General features: G+C 50.6%; 14 protein-coding genes and 1 pseudogene. 4 read left to right on the forward strand and 11 right to left on the reverse strand.

Annotated elements, in window-relative coordinates; translation table 11 throughout:
• Window positions 1-73: 73 nt before the first annotated feature.
• Entirely contained in the window at window positions 74-367 is a 294-nt protein-coding gene (locus Xvie_RS01440) for a hypothetical protein (protein WP_086107622.1), read from the reverse strand.
• The gene (locus tag Xvie_RS01445) at window positions 367-762 is read right to left on the reverse strand and encodes a hypothetical protein (RefSeq protein WP_086107623.1); all 396 of its coding nucleotides are present in this window, start codon (window positions 760-762) and stop codon (window positions 367-369) included. The genes Xvie_RS01440 and Xvie_RS01445 overlap by 1 nt, the downstream gene beginning before the upstream one ends.
• Window positions 763-974: 212 nt before the next feature.
• On the opposite strand from Xvie_RS01445, the gene Xvie_RS21285 reads away from it, so the two are divergent.
• The gene (locus Xvie_RS21285; protein WP_167376211.1) at window positions 975-1,154 is read left to right on the forward strand and encodes a hypothetical protein; all 180 of its coding nucleotides are present in this window, start codon (window positions 975-977) and stop codon (window positions 1,152-1,154) included.
• Window positions 1,155-1,336: 182 nt separating this feature from the next.
• Window positions 1,337-1,498, forward strand: a complete 162-nt coding sequence (locus Xvie_RS21290) for a hypothetical protein (protein ID WP_167376212.1) — start codon at window positions 1,337-1,339, stop codon at window positions 1,496-1,498.
• Window positions 1,499-1,727: 229 nt separating this feature from the next.
• On the opposite strand, the gene xerC is transcribed toward Xvie_RS21290, so the two are convergent.
• On the reverse strand, window positions 1,728-2,801 hold the full coding sequence (xerC, locus tag Xvie_RS01460; RefSeq protein WP_086107618.1) for a site-specific tyrosine recombinase XerC: 1,074 nt from the start codon (window positions 2,799-2,801) through the stop codon (window positions 1,728-1,730).
• A gap of 218 nt (window positions 2,802-3,019) precedes the next feature.
• Entirely contained in the window at window positions 3,020-5,722 is a 2,703-nt protein-coding gene (locus tag Xvie_RS01465; protein ID WP_086107619.1) for a CHC2 zinc finger domain-containing protein, read from the reverse strand.
• 100 nt (window positions 5,723-5,822) lie between these two features.
• On the opposite strand from Xvie_RS01465, the gene Xvie_RS01470 reads away from it, so the two are divergent.
• Window positions 5,823-6,224, forward strand: coding sequence for a helix-turn-helix domain-containing protein (locus Xvie_RS01470; protein WP_086107620.1), 402 nt, complete (start codon window positions 5,823-5,825; stop codon window positions 6,222-6,224).
• A 73-nt stretch (window positions 6,225-6,297) separates the two neighbouring features.
• Window positions 6,298-6,618: a SymE family type I addiction module toxin gene (locus Xvie_RS01475; RefSeq protein ID WP_086107621.1), complete on the forward strand. Its 321-nt coding sequence runs from the start codon at window positions 6,298-6,300 to the stop codon at window positions 6,616-6,618.
• A 77-nt stretch (window positions 6,619-6,695) separates the two neighbouring features.
• On the opposite strand, the gene Xvie_RS01480 is transcribed toward Xvie_RS01475, so the two are convergent.
• The 7 genes and pseudogenes from Xvie_RS01480 to pdxR form a co-directional block, all read right to left on the reverse strand.
• Window positions 6,696-6,989 carry a hypothetical protein gene (locus Xvie_RS01480; protein WP_086107622.1) on the reverse strand — a complete coding sequence of 98 codons (294 nt, stop codon included), beginning with the start codon at window positions 6,987-6,989 and terminating at the stop codon, window positions 6,696-6,698.
• Complete coding sequence (locus tag Xvie_RS01485; RefSeq protein ID WP_244175406.1) at window positions 6,989-11,617, reverse strand: RHS repeat-associated core domain-containing protein; 4,629 nt, start codon at window positions 11,615-11,617, stop codon at window positions 6,989-6,991. Before Xvie_RS01485 ends, Xvie_RS01480 begins: the two co-directional genes overlap by 1 nt.
• A 10-nt stretch (window positions 11,618-11,627) precedes the next feature.
• Window positions 11,628-11,984 carry a DUF4150 domain-containing protein gene (locus Xvie_RS01490; RefSeq protein ID WP_086107624.1) on the reverse strand — a complete coding sequence of 119 codons (357 nt, stop codon included), beginning with the start codon at window positions 11,982-11,984 and terminating at the stop codon, window positions 11,628-11,630.
• A complete protein-coding gene (locus Xvie_RS01495) occupies window positions 11,974-13,194 on the reverse strand; it encodes a DUF2169 family type VI secretion system accessory protein (protein WP_086107625.1) in 1,221 nt (406 codons plus the stop codon). The genes Xvie_RS01490 and Xvie_RS01495 overlap by 11 nt, the downstream gene beginning before the upstream one ends.
• Window positions 13,195-13,209: 15 nt before the next feature.
• Window positions 13,210-15,462: a type VI secretion system Vgr family protein gene (locus Xvie_RS01500; RefSeq protein ID WP_086107626.1), complete on the reverse strand. Its 2,253-nt coding sequence runs from the start codon at window positions 15,460-15,462 to the stop codon at window positions 13,210-13,212.
• Window positions 15,463-16,124: 662 nt separating this feature from the next.
• Window positions 16,125-16,259 (reverse strand): annotated as a pseudogene (locus tag Xvie_RS20645) (IS1 family transposase); the annotation flags it as partial.
• Window positions 16,260-16,287: 28 nt separating this feature from the next.
• On the reverse strand, window positions 16,288-17,757 hold the full coding sequence (gene pdxR, locus Xvie_RS01510; RefSeq protein WP_086107628.1) for a MocR-like pyridoxine biosynthesis transcription factor PdxR: 1,470 nt from the start codon (window positions 17,755-17,757) through the stop codon (window positions 16,288-16,290).
• Window positions 17,758-17,852 lie beyond the last annotated feature (95 nt).

A 17,852-nucleotide genomic window follows, 5' to 3' on the forward strand; every position in this document is an offset into this window, starting at 1 on the left:
AGGGAATGAGCGGCTCTTAAAAAAACAAGGCCGGAAGATCATGGGGATCTTTCCGGCTATTAGGTTTCATCAGTTATAATTTGAGCATTGCTAGTTGAATTTTTGCTTCTAATCCAAATAAATCATTTGCTGAATCTAAATAAATGGGATTTTCCCAGTTAAAGTCTTTAATTAATGCCAATTTAAACTGTCCATCAATTTCGAATGAGGGTCTCCAGCCTATGTCTAAAAGATATCCATTAGGAAATTCTACCTGCAACATATCTTCTTTTAATTCATCAAGTTGATTCTCAAGCGGAATATCATTTCTAATAAAAAAATCATTAAAAATGATCACACCGCTTTTTTTTGAAAAATCAATGTTCATTATTTTGTCAGTTTCCTAAATTCGTTCAGAGAAATTGGATGTCCGTGAATAGTACCACCGCTATATTCAACTCTTATCCATTGACTTGGTTTACCTTCACTAGCCCCGATAATTTCCCCCATATCTTGAACTTTCCAAGGCTTACCATTCGTAACTGGTTGACCTGTTTTATAAACAGAACGTTCTAATGCTTCAATATTAATCTCAGGCGTATATTTAGCAGGCCCAGATTTCGTTGATTTGACAATATCTTTCCAAGACATATTTTTCTGAGGGAAATGCTTAAATCCATGATTAGTCCAATCTGGATTTAACAATTTATCGCAGTCTTTACCCGCTAATCCGAACGGGTCTACCCATCCAGTGGGATTATGCACATAGCCATAGGGATTCACCCCGCCCAGCAGCCCGATGGGGTCATAGGGTGGGTTCGGGTGCGGTCATACTGTTTAAAGCGATTTTCTCTTTGATTATCAGCTTGTTAAAGAACCGTTTTTACCCGTTCCGCCCATCCCCGCTAACTTAAAACGCCGATAGGCACTTTTGCGATTTTTTGGCCGATGCGCTTTGATGCACCTGCGATGCAGTATAGCGGCCATTTTCTGCCGTGATCCGCCGAACAGACTGGGGTTGTGATCTGTTTCACTTTCGGCAACGGGCGAACGTCGCCCAACTTGCTTGGGCGGCGGACGCACGTTCTGCGGGTGCGGGCGGCACAGAGCCTGCCAGCGGCGCATTGCGACGCTCTGGAACACGGGTGTTTCTGATTGAGCACGGTTTTGCATGACGGCGCTTTATTCAAGGGAAGCCCCCTCAGGGGGCTGCACGGGGCGGCGATGGCGAGCACGGCAACGAGCGAGGAGCGCCGCGACTGCGAGCCGCGCGCAGCCAGTGCAGCGGGGTCGGGGCGGGGGAGGTAAAACCGCGGAGGCCGCAGGCCGACCTGCCTTCAGGGGTGTTTGCCGGACGGTGGCAAGGCAGCTAAAGAAGAAGCGGGTTAGATGCCGGATGGGGCACGGTGTTCCGGTTCGGCGCGGTGCTTGCCAAGCTGGTGCTCAGACGCTGACAGCAGAAGGCGCAGCCTTGTGCGTCACACCCGGCGATGCCGACCAGCGGGGGCGCCAGACATAATGTATATTATACGCTGCGAACCGCTCTCTGATACTTCTGGCTGGCTGCGGGGCTGCCCGGTGAGTGGCGTATAATTCCCTCACATTATGTTGAGTGGGCTTTGGGCGGCCTGTACATTCTTAACGGGGACACCGAGGGACAGGCCGACCATTGCCCACGTACCCCCGCAGACACCGGGGCCGACGGGCAGTCCGGTCACGGTCTGCCCCTTCTCCGAACCCTGCCCAGCTCAATGGGGATTATCGGGCTGTCCGGTACGCTTGAGTGTCGGCTCGGCACCCGGTTTTCCGCTGGCACGGTCTGAGCCGCTCGCCGGCGGTTCGGTATGCTTGTCGGCTTCCGGCCATGTCTGAGGGGCACGCTCTGCCGGATGAGTTTGTTTATGCACTTTCTTCAAGTGACCGATAGCCACCCGTGTATAGATTTCGGTCGTGTTGAGTTTCTCGTGTCCCAGCATCGCCTGGATATGGCGGATATCGGCGCCGTTATCCAGCATCTGGGTTGCCATTGAATGCCGGAACAGGTGGCAGGCACCCGGCTTGTCTAACTGTGCTTGTTGACGGATGGCTTTGCCTGCGATCTGCGTCAGGTGTCCCAGACTCAGCGGCCTGCCCTTTTGTGAGATAAACAAGTAGCCGCTGTCGTGCTGTGCAGCCAACTGAGGCCGGACGTGTTCCTGATAGCGTTTCAGCCAGCCCAGCGCCCGCTCACCGACAGGCACAACCCGGTCTTTATTCCCTTTGCCCTGATTCACGACTACCGCACCGCGTTCGAAGTCGATGTCCCCCCGCTGGAGCTGGCGTAACTCCATGCGCCGGATGCCGCTGCTCCAGAGGATTTCCAGCATCACCCGGTTGCGCAGCCCCAAAATACTCTGGTCGTCAAGGCTGTCCAGCACCTGCGTGGTTTCGCGTTCACTTAGTATCTGGACAGGCAACCGCTTCTCTTCTTTCGGCAACACCAACTGCTCGGCCGGGTTGTAGAGGATGTGATGGCGTTGCAGTAAGTAGCGGAACCACAACCGCAGTGTGCCCAGACGTTCACGCTGACCGTTATTGCCGTAAGGCTGACCGTCAGCCTTGCGGTAACTGCGCAGATACCGCTGCCAGCTTTCCAGTAATACCAGTGTCACCTGAGCCGGATACTGCACGGTACGCTGTTCGCACCAGTCCACGAACGGTAACAGTCGTTCCCGGTAGCTTTCCAGCGTGCGCGGGCTTTTTCCCTGTGCGGCCTGTGTATCCAGATATGCCAGCAGTTGCTGGCGCAGTGTGATCAGGGTGTTGTCGTGTGAGATGGTCATGCGGATTGTCCTTGTTGTGATGGAAGCGATCCGGCAGTACGGTATGACGGGGATTTTTTATTAGGTTGCCGGAACAGTGATTTTTCGTTTTGTCAGACTTGCGGGCATCTAATCCTGTCTGGCTATGGCGTTAGGACTCTTTTACTTACCCAGACTTAGCCCCGACTTGGGGCAGACTTGGCATAGACTTGCGTCAACACTACCCAGACTTGCCAACATCATACAGGCACGATCAGGCCGCTTAAGTAGGCGCTGTCGCCGTCACCGTCCCACAGCAGTTCGTATTGCAGCAGGTGCCCGCGACTGCCACCGTGAACAAGCAGATATTCCATGTCGCTGAGCCGCTGGCAATGCAGTTTAAGCTGGCTGTCGCTCCAGTTCGTGTAGGCGCGGATATCCCGCCGGGTAAAGCGAACTTCCCGCAGCGTTTGTTGACCTCGCGATGCCATTTCGTTCGCCATCTGTTGGATCAGCAGCAACAGTTTGCGTGTCTGTGGCGGCATCTCGTCCAGCGTCCGGCCGAGGATTTCATGGGCGAGCTGGTTCGCTAATCTGATATCGTCTTTGGTCACTTCGATATATTCAAGCCGCTTGCCACGATGCTCAGTGCTCTTGATCTCCCGTTGGTGCTGGTGCAGCAGAGCAATGCTCTGTATCAACGTCAGGTATTTCATATGGTCACGGCGCGTGCGGGTTTTGTCTGACAGGAATGTCAACTGGCTGGCATACGGATTGACCACATTCAAGGGCTTAAGCAGCCGCTGCGCGTTCTGGTGCAACGTAGTGAGATACTCCCGCTCGTTCTCAGCCAGCAAGCCTTCGAGGGTTTGCTTCTGGCGCTGCAACGCATGGATGGCTTCGGTCTGTTCGCGGGATTCATTGACCGTCAGCACCAGACAGCGATTCAACAGCTCTTCATCCACATCAATGGCGGTCGTCGTTAACATCAGCATCACCGGACCTTTGACCGTGTAGCTTTTGGTCACGAGATTCCCGGTCGCTTCGTCCTTGCCCGTACTCGCCATTGTTAACTCGCCGTCTGACTGCAACAGCTTGAGGGCGTAAGCCGCCTGCCGCACCCCTTCTTCTTCCGCAATGGCGAGGATTTTATGCTGGAGATTGGTTTCACCCAGATAAAACAGGCTCTGGCCGGTCATGGCGCTGTACTGGATACGCTCTTCTTCCGGGATCAGGTTGAGCACCGCTTCCATCAGGCTGCTCTTGCCTGCGGCACTGCTGCTTTGGATCAGGACGGCTAAGGGTTTGGCCAGTTTACGACTCACGGCCGCCAAAAAGCCTGCCAGTAAGTTAGTGGATTCACCAACCACACCACAAGCGGCTAAGTCAGCGGTCACTCGTGCTGTCAGATGCGGATCTTGCAGCAAGGCCAGTGCTGCTTCCCGTTCAGCCTCATTTATCTCAGGCTGCACCATTGCGGGATTTTCTGGCTGCTGCTGCCACTGCTCGACCGCCAGTAACACTTGACTCAGTGCCCGCCGAAGGTCACCTTCGGTCAAGCCCAGCTCAGCCGCAGCCAGACGCGCATAACTGTTGCGGGAACGGGCACTGATCAGATCAACCCCATCCGCGAACAACACACCGCTTTGCCTGTCCAGCACCTGCGCATTGAGTTTCAGCGCAGCAGCGCCGGCTTTGACTGTGCCCATGCCGCGCAGACACCATTGTAATGTGCCGACCGAGATTAGCAGCTCGCCGTTGTCGCCGGATTCACACACTACATTCGGCGTCACGCGGGGTGCGGGTTCAGCCACTAAAGAAGAAGCGGGTTCTGGCTCAGGGGTCTGGCGCTCAAGGGCTACCATGCCCGCTACCTCCTGCATCGGCACAGCACCCTCAAGCAGCAGGGCAAAGGCGGATTCGGGTTCTGCCATCTGACACAGATAGCTATTCGCATCCCTGCCCGGCGGGAACACCACGCGCAGCGGTGTGATCCCTTTGGCAACCAGTGCTGACGCCAGTTTGACCGCCGCTTCATTGCCTGCACTGTCATTGTCGAACGCGATCAGTACCTGCTTAATGCCGTAGTGTTCGAACGCCCGCCAGTGATCCGCTGTGACGCCATTTACGCCATAGGCGGCAGTCACATTGCGTTGCCCCGTTACCCAGAACGACATCGCATCAATCAGCGATTCACACAGGATAAGCGTTTTGGACGTACCCAGCGCGGTTTCATTCCAGACGCCACCATGCGCCCCCGGCAGATACAGATGCAACGGTGTGCCCGGTCGCAGACGATCCGTGATTTTACGCCCGTACACTTCCTGTATCTGCCCCTCCGGACTGATCACCGGCACAACCAGTGAACCAACAAAATGCTCATGCCCTGATTTTCGCATCACGCCGGCGGCCTGTAAGCGTTGGCGGACATCAGCCCCGTCTTTGGTGTATTTACTGCCGGGCAGACGGTAAGCCAGTGTTCGGTTAGCAAAACCCAGCTTAAACTGGGCGACTAATTCAGGGTGATTGAGCCGCCGCTTCGCCAGATAGGCCTGCGCTTCCGGCGCATTCAGCAACGTATGGTGATAAAACCCGATCACCCGCGATAACAGCCCCTGTTGCCCGATAGCATCACTGACCAGCTCCGCAGGTTGCACCAACGGCTCTACCGAGGGATTAACGCCTAACACCGCGCGCAGGCGTTCCACGGCATGACGCAGGCTTAAATTCTCCGTTTGCATCACCCAGTCCAGCACTGAACCGCCTGTATCGCAGCCAAAGCAGTGATAGAGATTTTTCGACGGCGTGATGACCATCGAGGGCGTTTTCTCCTCATGGAACGGGCACAGCACCGTCATATCTTTGCCGCGCTTAAACAACTGCCGTCCCTGCTGCTCAATGACGGCAACTAAGGAGACGGCGGTTTTCAGGTGTTGCAACTCTGCTTCCGGGATGCGAGCCATAAAATGTTCCTTTTAAAACCTTGTCAATAGACATATATGCGATATATAATAATCGCACATAATGGATCTTACAACAGGCAATTTGAGAGGAGGGCATATAATGACCGACATTAACTTTCTGATGACAGGTCTCGACATGCCCGCATTTTCTGAACGTCTGCGCACTTTGCGTGAAGCCAGAGGATTAACACAAACACGCCTTGCAGAGCTTATAGGCGTTTTACCTCGCGTCTATAATCGTTGGGAACGTGGTCACATCTCGCCACAGTTGGATACCTTGATCAAAATGGCTGATGTATTGCAGGTTTCTCTTGATGAGTTAGTTGGGCGGATTGATACCAGTAACGATGTAAAGATCCGCAACCCAGATTTACATGAACTTTGGCAACAAGCGGATGCATTACCTGATGAGGAACAAAAAGCGTTGATTATGGTTATTGACAGTTTTGTGACTAAAGTCAACGTAGAGAAAGCAGTTAAGAAGAGTGTAAGACAACGCTAAAAACAGCACGGCGTTGATGAGTTCTCACCTCACCAACGCCGCTAACCACAACCAACTATCAAGGAGTTGAATGATGGCTAAGGCGCATTCTAGGCAAAACCGTGCCGTAAATAAAGCGGCAAAAACCGAACGTTATTATACCGTGGGATACGTGCCGCAAAATGACAAGGCCAATGCCCCGCCTGCGATACACTTGAAAGGCCAGTGGCTTAAACAGGCCGGGTTTGATATTGGCGGCACACTCACCGTCAAGATTATGGAGGGCTGTCTGGTGCTAATCCCCGACAGCGACGACACCCGGGCCATTAAGCAACAGTACCAGCGCCAGCAAGACCAGCTCAGCGAAATTAAGCTGCGAATGCGGGAACTGATTGGTGACTACAAAAGCCGCTAAGGGCAGGGAATGAGCGGCTCTTAAAAAAACAAGGCCGGAAGATCATGGGGATCTTTCCGGCTATTAGGTTTCATCAGTTATAATTTGAGCATTGCTAGTTGAATTTTTGCTTCTAATCCAAATAAATCATTTGCTGAATCTAAATAAATGGGATTTTCCCAGTTAAAGTCTTTAATTAATGCCAATTTAAACTGTCCATCAATTTCGAATGAGGGTCTCCAGCCTATGTCTAAAAGATATCCATTAGGAAATTCTACCTGCAACATATCTTCTTTTAATTCATCAAGTTGATTCTCAAGCGGAATATCATTTCTAATAAAAAAATCATTAAAAATGATCACACCGCTTTTTTTTGAAAAATCAATGTTCATTATTTTGTCAGTTTCCTAAATTCGTTCAGAGAAATTGGATGTCCGTGAATAGTACCACCGCTATATTCAACTCTTATCCATTGACTTGGTTTACCTTCACTAGCCCCGATAATTTCCCCCATATCTTGAACTTTCCAAGGCTTACCATTCGTAACTGGTTGACCTGTTTTATAAACAGAACGTTCTAATGCTTCAATATTAATCTCAGGCGTATATTTAGCAGGCCCAGATTTCGTTGATTTGACAATATCTTTCCAAGACATATTTTTCTGAGGGAAATGCTTAAATCCATGATTAGTCCAATCTGGATTTAACAATTTATCGCAGTCTTTACCCGCTAATCCGAACGGGTCTACCCATCCAGTGGGATTATGCACATAGCCATAGGGATTCACCCCGCCCAGCAGCCCGATGGGGTCGGGCGAGATATACTGCCCGGTCTCCGGCGAGTAATACCGAAAGCGATTGTAGTAAAGCCCCGACTCCTCATCCTCAAACTGCCCCATAAACCGCAGGTTACAATTTACATGATAATCTGGGTTATTGGAGGCGATGACCTGAAAACGTTCCGCTTTGCCCCAAGTCGTCAGCCGCTGCGCCCAGACCAGTACCCCTTCTTCGGACAACATCTCGCGCACCGTACCCTGATGGTCACTGACAATATAGTGCAGCTTGCCTTTTTCAAAGCGTGCGGACGGCGTTAATGAACCGGGTTCGTAAAGCCAGCGGATGCGCTGATCTTCTACTGGAGTACCATCGGCGTATACCGGTGTTTCCTCAATCAGTTGGTCGCCACTCCACAGGTAATCCTGCCCCATGATGGCATTGGCTCTCGGCGTTAAATCCGGTTTACCTGCCAGCCACAACTGTAAATTAGCCGCTGCCAGTTTTCCATCGTGAATTTTCAGTTTTTGGAGTCGTCTTCCAAAAGGGTCATATTTATACTGCCAGCGAGAGCCATCCGGGGTCTCGAAGTGGGTGAGCTGATTTTGGGTGTCCCAGCGGTAGCGCCAGATTTGCGGACGGAATCCGTCACGTTGTTCGGTTTTTTCCACCAGACGCCCATTGTCATCATAGAGATATCGGATATCCCCCTGCACCACCACCCGCCCGGCTTTTTGACGTTGCGTGATTTGTGCCATCGCGCCATAAGCATCTATAGGCAGGTGTTGGCTCAGGTTACCGTTAGTATCATAGCTGAATTGCTCTTCATACGGACGCGCACCTTCGAACAGGGTGTGCAAGATCTGGTCGTTATCATTGTAACGGTAGCGGGTTTGTCCCCATCGGCTGTCGTCAATCACCCGCACATTATGAGCACGGTCATATTGCCAGCTCCGGTTGACCGCAGTGGCTTGCGGAAGAAAGTGCGGGTCATTTTGTGCCAGCGTTTCTTTGAAAAATTGGGTGACCTGCCCTGCCGACTGATGTGCCAGCAGACCGGTCGCGGTGTAGCGGCTGGCAAGGATAAAACCGTTGGCACTTTCACGCACGGTTTCCCGCCCCAGCGGATCATACTGGAGCGTCAGCGGCGTATTCTGGTTGAGTTGAAAGTGGTTCAATGCGCCTAGCTGGTTATAACCGAAGTGCAGGGAATTGCCATCAAGACTTTCACTGACCGGGCGTCCGGTCAGGCTGTCCCATTTGCGGGTAATTTCCCGCCCGTTGATACGTTCGCAGATGGGCAAGCCAGTCGTTTTATCGTACTCGTATTCCACTACCGCGTCATCATTGGTTGCTTTCACCAATTGGTGACGGGCGTTGTACTCGTAGATTGTGGTGGCCTTAAGCACCCATTGATTTTCTTCCGGCAGCCAGCTTTCTTGTTTGACCAGTAAACCGGCGGCGGAATAGTGCCAGCGAAGCTGCTGACCATCGGGATACTGCACTTGCGTGCGTCGTCCTAATTTATCGTACTGATAGTCGAGGGTACGCCCGGTAAAATCGGTTTCCCGGATAATCTGACCAGCGGCATCCCGCTCATAACGATAGGTTTCGCCGGTGGAAGCCGTCACTGAGTTCAGACGGGCCAGACGGTCATAGCCAAAGCGTAAGATAGTGCCATCAGGGCGGGTAACCTGATTGAGCAGGTCAAACGCGCCGTATGTATAACGCGTGGTACGGCCTTCGCCATCAGTGACCGCCACCACACGCCGCTCGCTGTCATACGCGAGCTGTTGGGTCGTACCGTCCGGAAGTTCAACATCGGTCAGGCTGCCTTTAAGGCTGGCATGGTCATCGCTATAACGGTAGTGAGTCTGCTGTTTGAGGACATCGGTGAGTTGACGCAGACGACCCAGCTCGTCCAGTTGCAAATTGGTTGTCTGGCCGTCCGGCGTCATCACAGCTGTCAGCCTCTGCTGTTCATCATAGGCGTAATGCCACTGACGACCATCCGGCAGTAAACGCTGGCGTAATTCACCGTGGATGCCGTATTGGTATTCTTCTTTGTGACCTAACGGATTAGTCAGTGCTGTCAGGTTGCCTTGCTCATCATAGTGAAATTGCCAGTGCTCGCCCGTTGGCAGGATACTTTCGATAAACTGCCCGTGTTCGTCATAACCATAAGCGAACGTATCGCCAGTCGGCAGCTTTACTTCGGTCAGGGCACCGTCAGGGTTGTAATCAAATGTGGTGATAGCCCCTGATGGATCAGCTTCCCAGACAATTTGGCTATGGCGCCACTGGCGGCGTGTGATACGTCCTAATGGATCGACTTCACGCAGAACCAACCCGTTGTTATCGTAATGGTAGTGGGTTTTACCGCCTTCACCATCCTGATAGGTGGTGATACGAGCGTTATCGTCATAGTGGAAGCGATCACACCAGTAACCACTGGGAGAAGTCGTGCTGAGTACTCGTCCTTGTTCATCATAAGTCAGGTTTAAATCAGTCTGGTCAGTATCGTGCCAGCGAGTCATCCGCCCCTGTGCATCATATTCATGCCACAGATGATTATGCTGGAACGCTTCACATTCACTCAGGTAGCTCTGTGAGTCATAGTGACAAGTGACCAGCCGCTGCTGCTTTTTCTGTTCCAGATAATCCAGTGTCTGGAGCTGTTGCCCCTGATAATCTAAGATCAGCCGGAAACCATCGGTGCGCGTGACTTCAATCAGTTGCGACTGTTTATTGTAGATAAACCGAATCGCGTTCTGCCGGCGATCAGTAATGGCGGACAGCTTGCGAGTATTTCCGACAGCATGATTGAAATGGTAAGTCAACTGGGACTGGCGATCGGTTAGTTTCAGTTCACCAGTTAATTCTCCCTCTAGAAGGTAATGGGGAATATGCTGATTACGGGCGAGTACCTGATTATTCGGCGTATTGAAATCGTAGATCACCCCGTCGGCATCGGTGAAATTCACTTTGCCGTCGGTCAGTAGCAGATGGCGTGACCAGTCATCTGCCCATTTAGGGCCAAACAGGCCGTTTAACTTGGCGGTAGAACGATAGGTCCGGGTCAGGGTGATCGGCAATAATCCGGGGATAGCGATAACTGGCCAGACTTGCAGGAAGTCACCGGTAGCCATATCAACGGGCTCACCTTTTACACTGCAGGTTCCGGTACAACTCCCCTCCTTGTTGCTGGACGGGTTGTCAATGGGGTCTTCTTTAGTATTTTTGGGTTTGGTGGACGTGGAGTTAGCAGTTTCAGGCGGTTGATTTTTGATTTTGCCACCTGCTACTTCGGCGGCTTTGGCTTCTTCACTCAACACCTTGCTTTCAGCTTTAGCTGTTGCTTTTGTGGCGCCTTTTGCTGCTCCTTTAAATATCCCTGCCCCTCCCAAAGCTAGGCTACCGATATCAAAAGCGAAGCCGCCCCCTTTTTCAGCATCGCTTTTCATTTCCATCTTAATCGCATCAGCATTGACCATATCAACAGCCTTTTGCTGAAGGTCAGAAATTCCGAGAGGAGTGACTCCCATATATCCTAATGCTTGTTCGGCTGCAACGGCGGGGGGCGTTGCGATTGTAACCGCTCCCTTACCAAACAATTCTGCCATTTCAGGAACGGTATTCCAGAGCGCTTTTCCTGCCCCGATAGCCGCTTCCCCTGGATTATCCCAGGCTGCCTTCAGATTGTGTTTACTCTCATCAGCCCATTTTTTGAGGTCATCGCCGGTTTCCTGAAACCAGTCAATGGTTTTATCCCACATGCCTTTTTCCGCCGGAGCTTCAGGTTTAACGGCCGGATTGGCATCATGGGGGGTGTTTTGGGCGGCACTGGCTTGTCCGACAACACTGCCTAGCGTGTTACCTTCACCAGTCGGGCTATCGTTCCGTGTCTTTTGAGGCAACGCTGCATTGGGTTTGGGATGGTTGTCTTCTTCTTTTTCTTCCCATTCTTTCTTCGGAAACTCACCGCTTTTGAATTTTTCAACGGTATCCTGAGCTGTTTTTTTAAAAGACTGGACTTCGAAGTCAGCGTCTGCCTGATTATAGTAAACGTCTAATTCGGGATCGTTTCCGTAATCGCCGTAAAAACGAGAACTTTGTCGATATAGCGTATCAGCATTGCTTAGCGCTTTCTCCGCTTCAGCCTGTGTGCGGATGTTAAACTCTTTACAATATTTTTCGGCTCTAACATCGTCGTTATCCGGGGTAACGATCATCGTGTCTGACATGGTTCCCTCCTTATGCCCCATTCATCCAGAATTTATCCCCGTGGCGCAGCACCAGTTTGTTGCCGGCGCGCACGGTGCGGGTATGCTCTTTCGGGTGGCACTTGCCGCCCACCGTGCCGCTTTTGATCCCATTGGCGACACCGGGCTGGTCACCTAGCGTCTGTGGCACGAAGCTTTGGGCAAATGCCACCACCGGCTGGCCGTTGGCGCGGACGGATTGCACTGCTACGGAACTGTCCGCCAGTTTAGCTACCACCGGATACGGAATCGGCGGTGTGGACGGACCCATCGGGGTTTTGCACACGTCCGGCAGCATGCCGATAATCATCCATGTGCCAGCGGTGCGAGCGATGTAGTTATCGGCCATCCATTTTCTCCTCTTCCAGTGGTGACAGTTTGAGCAACGGCGCATCCGGGTTGATTTCAAACCGGGCTTCGGCGACCCGCACGGGCAGGGAGGTTTTGAAATTCAGTCGGCAGGTCATATGCAGTGTTCTGGCCTCGCTGTCGATAATTAACGTATCGAGACGCATCGGAACGGGTAACAGAATCCCGTTATGCATCCGCAATAAAATGAACGGGCGATGTCCCGGCAGTTTGACATGCAGGTCACTGTAGGGAGTCAGGCCGCTCAGGGTGATGGCAATATCCGTGTCCGGCCAGTCAATCTGCTGGTCAGCCGGTGCGCCGTTCCAGTAACCGAAGTCAAAATCTTTCGGCAGGTAAGGGTGACGATGCTCCAGCCATTCCGCATCGTAAGTACCGGCTAATTGACGGCGGGGCAGCCACGGACGGCCGATAAAACCCATACCTTGCGGTTGGCAGGCCGGCGTATCTGCCGGTAATGTACCGGTTAGCTGTGTTGTAAAATGTTCGGCTGTGAAAGGATCATCTGACCGGATAATGCGGGGGGCAGGGTAGCGGGTGAGCGATTTGGCGTTGGCGTACCACGGGGTGATAAAGCCGGTTCCCAGCGGGTTAGTTTCACAAACGGCATGGGCTATTGGCGCATTTTCCCCGTCCGGGTGCTGCTGACGCTGTTCCGGTGTCAGCCGGTCATGTTCGTTGAGCCGTTGGCTCGCTTTATCATCTGCCGTGATTTTGCACTCGCCCCCAAAGGCGTAGCGATAATCCAGCGATAGGGTGGTAAAGGGTTTGGGTTCCGTCAGTTGCCAGTTGCCGCTGGCATCACGGATAAACTCCCGTTCACCAGTGACGGTCAGGGTTTTGTCGAGCAGGGGCTGGCCCTGCTTGGTTTTGACCTGCAACCGCACGGGAAATTCCGTACAGGGGCGATTATCCGGTGCGTAGGCTGTGCCATTAACAATCACATCGCAGCGTGGTTTAAACGGGGCAAGGTCACTCTCCTGCAATACTTGCGAAGCATTCATTTGCCCGCGATATTCATCCTGTAAACACAAAGGCGGCGCGGGCAGCAATTCGGCGCTGTATTCCCCCTGCCCGGTGGGCAAGAGCTGGTAGCAGATTTTCATGACCGTGGCGTGATGCTCAGTATCTTCGACATCCAACATCGAGTAGTTCATCACCGCGAAGGGGGTGAGGTTACGAAATTCCATCTCAGTCTGTCCTTATTAGTTCAGGTCGATGTCTTTGCCGGTGATTTGCACCGGGCCACTGGCCTCAAATTTGAATTCACTGCCTTGTATAGTGATTTTGCCCGAGCTGTCCATCCGCAGAACGCTGGCCCCACACTTCAGCTCAATCACATCACCGGCATTGATGGACAAGGTATTGCCGACCGCAATGGATTTATGGCTGCCGACCTGTTCAGTCTGGCTGGCGCCGACGGTGGTATTCATGCTGGCTCCGACAGTCAGTGCGTAGACCATGCCGATGGTTTCCGTGCTGGTCATTTTCACCATTTCGTTTTTGTGCTCATTCACCTTGAGAGTTTGGTTTTTCTCCACGGTTTCACTGTGGTTTGCCAGTACATGGGTATCGCGGTTATTGAGCACTTTGGTATTCATGTCTTTCTGTGCGTGCAGATCCAGCCGTTCACTGCCCTTGGCATCCTCAAACAGCAGTTCGTTATACCCTTGTCCCTTATGGGTTTTGGAACGGAACGCCATCTGGGTTTTGCTGCCCGGTAAGCTCCCCGGCGGGATATTGCTGGCATGGTAAGTACGCCCGGTGACGATGGGCTGGTCGGGGTCGCCATGCAGGAAATCCACCACCACTTCCTGTCCGATACGCGGAATAGCCAGCATGCCCCAGCCCTGACCGGCCCACGGCTGGCTGACCCGTATCCAGCAAGAGCTTTGGTCGTCACTCTTACCATACCTGTCCCACGGGAATTGCAGACGCACACGCCCGTACTGGTCACAGAAAATCTCTTCTCCTGCCGGGCCGACCACTTTAGCAATCTGCGGGCCATCAATCACCGGTTTGGGCAACGGAGATGGACGCCAGTTCTGGTTCTGGCGGATGAAGGTAAAGTGGCTGTTCAGTGTTGTACCGGAGCCTGAGCTGGCGGTTCCCAGTGCCTGTGGTTGACTGCCGCTGTGGCTGGCGGAGACGGTCTGCCATGATTGATTCAGGTCTAGCCGGGGATGGTTATCAAGAATAAACAATTTGCCCGGTTGCAGGGCGATGGAATTGCCGCTGCCCTGTCCGGTTACGGAGTCGCTGCGCAGTGCCTCCAGTCGATAGCGGGTGAAATCCTTTCCATGTGCCTCATCTTTGAAGCGGCCCGGATAGTCGTAGTGCTCGTAATACAGCTGTTGCAGGTTTTCATCCCGCATCTGCTGCTGAAATTCCGCCGGCCAGGCCGGGTTCTTGAAGGTGTAATCCTTAAGCTGTACCTGAGCCGGGCGCACCTGCGCGCTGCTGGTCAGGCTGCTGACCGCCGGTTCACCCAGCGTACTAGCCTCACCCGGCTGATAGGGCAGGCGTATGCCCGGTGGCACTGAACCGCAGTCGTCGGCGAACACCAGCGTGTTGCGCCCGTTACTGCATTCGAAGAAGTAGAAAATGCCTTCTTCCGCCGTCAGTCGTTGCAGAAAATCGAAGTCACTTTCCTGATACTGTACGCAGAATTCGCGTTCCGGGTGCGGGTGGCGCAGGTTAAACGCCACGTCGCGGATGCTGTGCTCCTTGAGGATTTTGGTGATGATGCCGGCGATGTTGAGTTGCTGGAAGATGCGTGAGTTCTGCCGCAGGGTCGTGCGCCACAGGTCAGGGCGGATACTCATCCGGTAGGTGGTTTGGTGCAGTCCGGTGTTGCCCTGTTCAAAGCGGGTAACGATGCCGGTGACGCTTCGCTGTTCGACACCGTTCTGCAGAATAGTCAGCGTCGCCGTGTGGTCAAGCACCAGCGGGAAGCCAATGGCGGCGTCGGCGCTCGCCAGCCCCACTTCCAGTGCAAAAGGGCGAGAGAAGTGTTCGCTCAGGCTGAAGTCGGTGACGACAAAGGTTTGTGCCGGCAATCCGCCCGCTGTCAGGGTGAATAACAGGCCGCTGGGATCAACTCCGCCACCGAGCCCCAATTTCTGGCCGATTTGCTGTAACATTTTGCCTGCCATTGAGTCACCGGAGGCGGCCCGGACAGCCAGCCCGGCTTTTTGTCCCTGTCCACCGACAAAGCCACCCCCCATACCGCTGATCATGCTATTAGCACCGAGGCTACCAGCTGCCTTACCTGAACGTCCCGCAAAGCCTCCCCCCATGCCACTGATCATGCTACCGGCACCGAGACCGGCAGCAGTGTTACCACCCGCACCCGTCAACAGGCCTTTGGCTTGTTTCGCCATCTGTGTAGCTTGCTGTCCTTGTTCCAACAGCGCTTTTCCTTTCTTCAATTTTGTGAGGTGCTTTTTCACTGACATATTCTGTCTCCCTGAGATGATGGAGTGTTATGAAATAGGCTATCCCGCCTGATAGCAACGCAGGCCATAACATTCGGGCACAAGATTTAAATCTAACTCACATTGTCTCCGACAAATTTGTTAATTAAGGACGCAATACGTTTTTGTTCGATAATTTGAAGAGATTCTGTTGTCCGAATATATCGGCTGATTCGTGGTGAATAAAATGGGGGGATAATAAATAACGAATGGGTAAAGACCAAATTAAATCAAGTGAAATAAAAAATGTCATCTGACAATAACAGCGTAAAAAGTTAAAATTATTGCTGTTGAAGAATGATATTCTTAGATGGTGTATATTATTGGTGAATAAAACTGATTTATATTTATTCATAAAAGGTGTTTTTTTCGTAACATTATGAGGTGAAAATAAAAAAACAGGTAACGGTTTTGACAAAATCATGATCATTGTCATTTTATGAACTAGATCACAAAAAATCTGTATTTAGAAGTGAGATTTTTCATTTTCTATCTTTGTTGTTTGATAAAAAAGAGTGTGATAATGAATGATATATTTGCATTGAATATATAAATGTCAGCCATTCATTCAAATAAAAGTAAATGTTTCGATGAGATCAGCCTAAATGTAAATAGATAAATTAATATTTGGTTAATTTAGCAGATCATGACTCCAAAGCGTTATAATGATGTTTTTCAATATAGGCGCCAATCAGTTTTTCGTGAATTTCTATCGAACGTGAGTAACAAATTGTTTTTCTTGCCAATCGCTTAATATGAATACGCAGATTGAGATTACTGGGGGTATTAAATTCTGACAAAATATTTTTACAAAATGCTTGATAGTCGCTTAATGTTTTCTTCAATTTCGGTTGGCGTATGAGCTGCATAACCTAAAAGAACAGCTTCTCTTTCATAAGGTTTCATACAATATCGTGATAATGGTTGAACATTTAAACCTATCTGATGGCATTTTTCAATTACCTCATTCTCCTTTAATCCATTGAGTAACCAGCACACCATATGTATTCCTGAATCCGCTGGCTGTACTTTAAATATATGAGGTAAATATTTTTTAATTGCGTTGATTAAAACTTCACGACGTTCATAACAAATCTTTCGGATACGACGAACATGGCGTGTATAATGCCCTTCAGAAATAAATTGGGCTAACGTTGCTTGTTCTAAATAACCAGAATGAGAATCAGTGTAATATTTCATCAATTTAAAAGGTTCAATTAATTGTTCAGGCACCACTAAAAATCCTAAGCGGAATCCCGGATACATCATTTTTGAAAAAGAACCTGCATAAATTACTCGTTGCTGCTGATCCAACCCTTGGAGCGCTTGAATAGGTTTGGAAAAATAACGAAACTCACTATTATAATCATCTTCAAATATCCATACCTGATGTTTAGCCGCCCACTCAAGTAATGTAAGACGTCGAGATAAGCTTAACGTACTCCCTAATGGAAATTGGTGAGAAGGAGCGGTAAAAACCAATTTGGCATTCGGCCAATGTTTTATACCGTATGAGATATCCATTCCATTTTCATCAGCAATAACAGAACGTACTTTAGCGCCAACAGACGTCAGAATACCTAATGCGCCATCATATCCCGGATCATCCAGCCAAACTTCATCATTTTCCCGAAGAAGAACTCGAGCAGTTAAATTTATTGCTTGTTGAGTTCCATTCACAATAATAATTTGTTCTGCGTGGCAATATAGGCCACGAGTTGAACGAACATAGTGACATAGAATATCTTTTAATGCTTGATATCCGGCAGGATCATTAAACTGTGCCAATTCTTTTTTGGATTGACGCCATACACGCCCTAATAGTCGCCCCCATAGCTCATGAGGGAATAAATCCACACACCCTACACCCACGCTAAATATTCGTCTTCCTGTTATATCCGGGCGTGATTTTTTCCACAAAGGTTCCACATTTTTTATATTGGGATTGATGTTATCTTTTACTGTAATTTCATATGCTTTAATCTTTTTCTTTGATTTTGTTTGAGTTAACTCATCTGGAATGATGGGGGAAACGAAAGTACCTGATCCCTGACGGGTAACTAAATACCCTTCATCTATTAAACGCTCGAAGGCAGATAAAACAGAATTACGGGAAATCGACATCATTTCAGCTAGTGCTCTGCTGGAAGGAACTTTTACACTAGCACACAAGTGTCCATATAAAATAGCCTCCCTGATAGCATGATAGACTTGATCTTTAATGCAGCCTTTTTCCAGTAGAAGATTGGGAAAGTGAGAGGATGTTTTTTTCTTCATATTAAAGTGGATCCTAATAAAATTAAAAAAGTGTACCTTATAAAAAACCAGAATAAAACGTAACATGATTTTACTTCAGCGTCATGTTTCTGATT

The sequence above is a fragment of the Xenorhabdus vietnamensis genome (assembly GCF_002127535.1).
Classification (GTDB): Bacteria; Pseudomonadota; Gammaproteobacteria; order Enterobacterales; family Enterobacteriaceae; genus Xenorhabdus; species Xenorhabdus vietnamensis.

What these genes read in the sequence shown, in the direction of transcription:
- Xvie_RS01440 (WP_086107622.1), bottom strand. Translation starts at nt 367, where the DNA reads ATGAACATTGATTTTTCAAAAAAAAGCGGTGTGATCATTTTTAATGAT.
- xerC (WP_086107618.1), bottom strand. Translation starts at nt 2,801, where the DNA reads ATGACCATCTCACACGACAACACCCTGATCACACTGCGCCAGCAACTG.
- Xvie_RS01465 (WP_086107619.1), bottom strand. Translation starts at nt 5,722, where the DNA reads ATGGCTCGCATCCCGGAAGCAGAGTTGCAACACCTGAAAACCGCCGTC.
- Xvie_RS01470 (WP_086107620.1), top strand. Translation starts at nt 5,823, where the DNA reads ATGACCGACATTAACTTTCTGATGACAGGTCTCGACATGCCCGCATTT.
- Xvie_RS01475 (WP_086107621.1), top strand. Translation starts at nt 6,298, where the DNA reads ATGGCTAAGGCGCATTCTAGGCAAAACCGTGCCGTAAATAAAGCGGCA.
- Xvie_RS01480 (WP_086107622.1), bottom strand. Translation starts at nt 6,989, where the DNA reads ATGAACATTGATTTTTCAAAAAAAAGCGGTGTGATCATTTTTAATGAT.
- Xvie_RS01485 (WP_244175406.1), bottom strand. Translation starts at nt 11,617, where the DNA reads ATGTCAGACACGATGATCGTTACCCCGGATAACGACGATGTTAGAGCC.
- Xvie_RS01490 (WP_086107624.1), bottom strand. Translation starts at nt 11,984, where the DNA reads ATGGCCGATAACTACATCGCTCGCACCGCTGGCACATGGATGATTATC.
- Xvie_RS01495 (WP_086107625.1), bottom strand. Translation starts at nt 13,194, where the DNA reads ATGGAATTTCGTAACCTCACCCCCTTCGCGGTGATGAACTACTCGATG.
- Xvie_RS01500 (WP_086107626.1), bottom strand. Translation starts at nt 15,462, where the DNA reads ATGTCAGTGAAAAAGCACCTCACAAAATTGAAGAAAGGAAAAGCGCTG.
- pdxR (WP_086107628.1), bottom strand. Translation starts at nt 17,757, where the DNA reads ATGAAGAAAAAAACATCCTCTCACTTTCCCAATCTTCTACTGGAAAAA.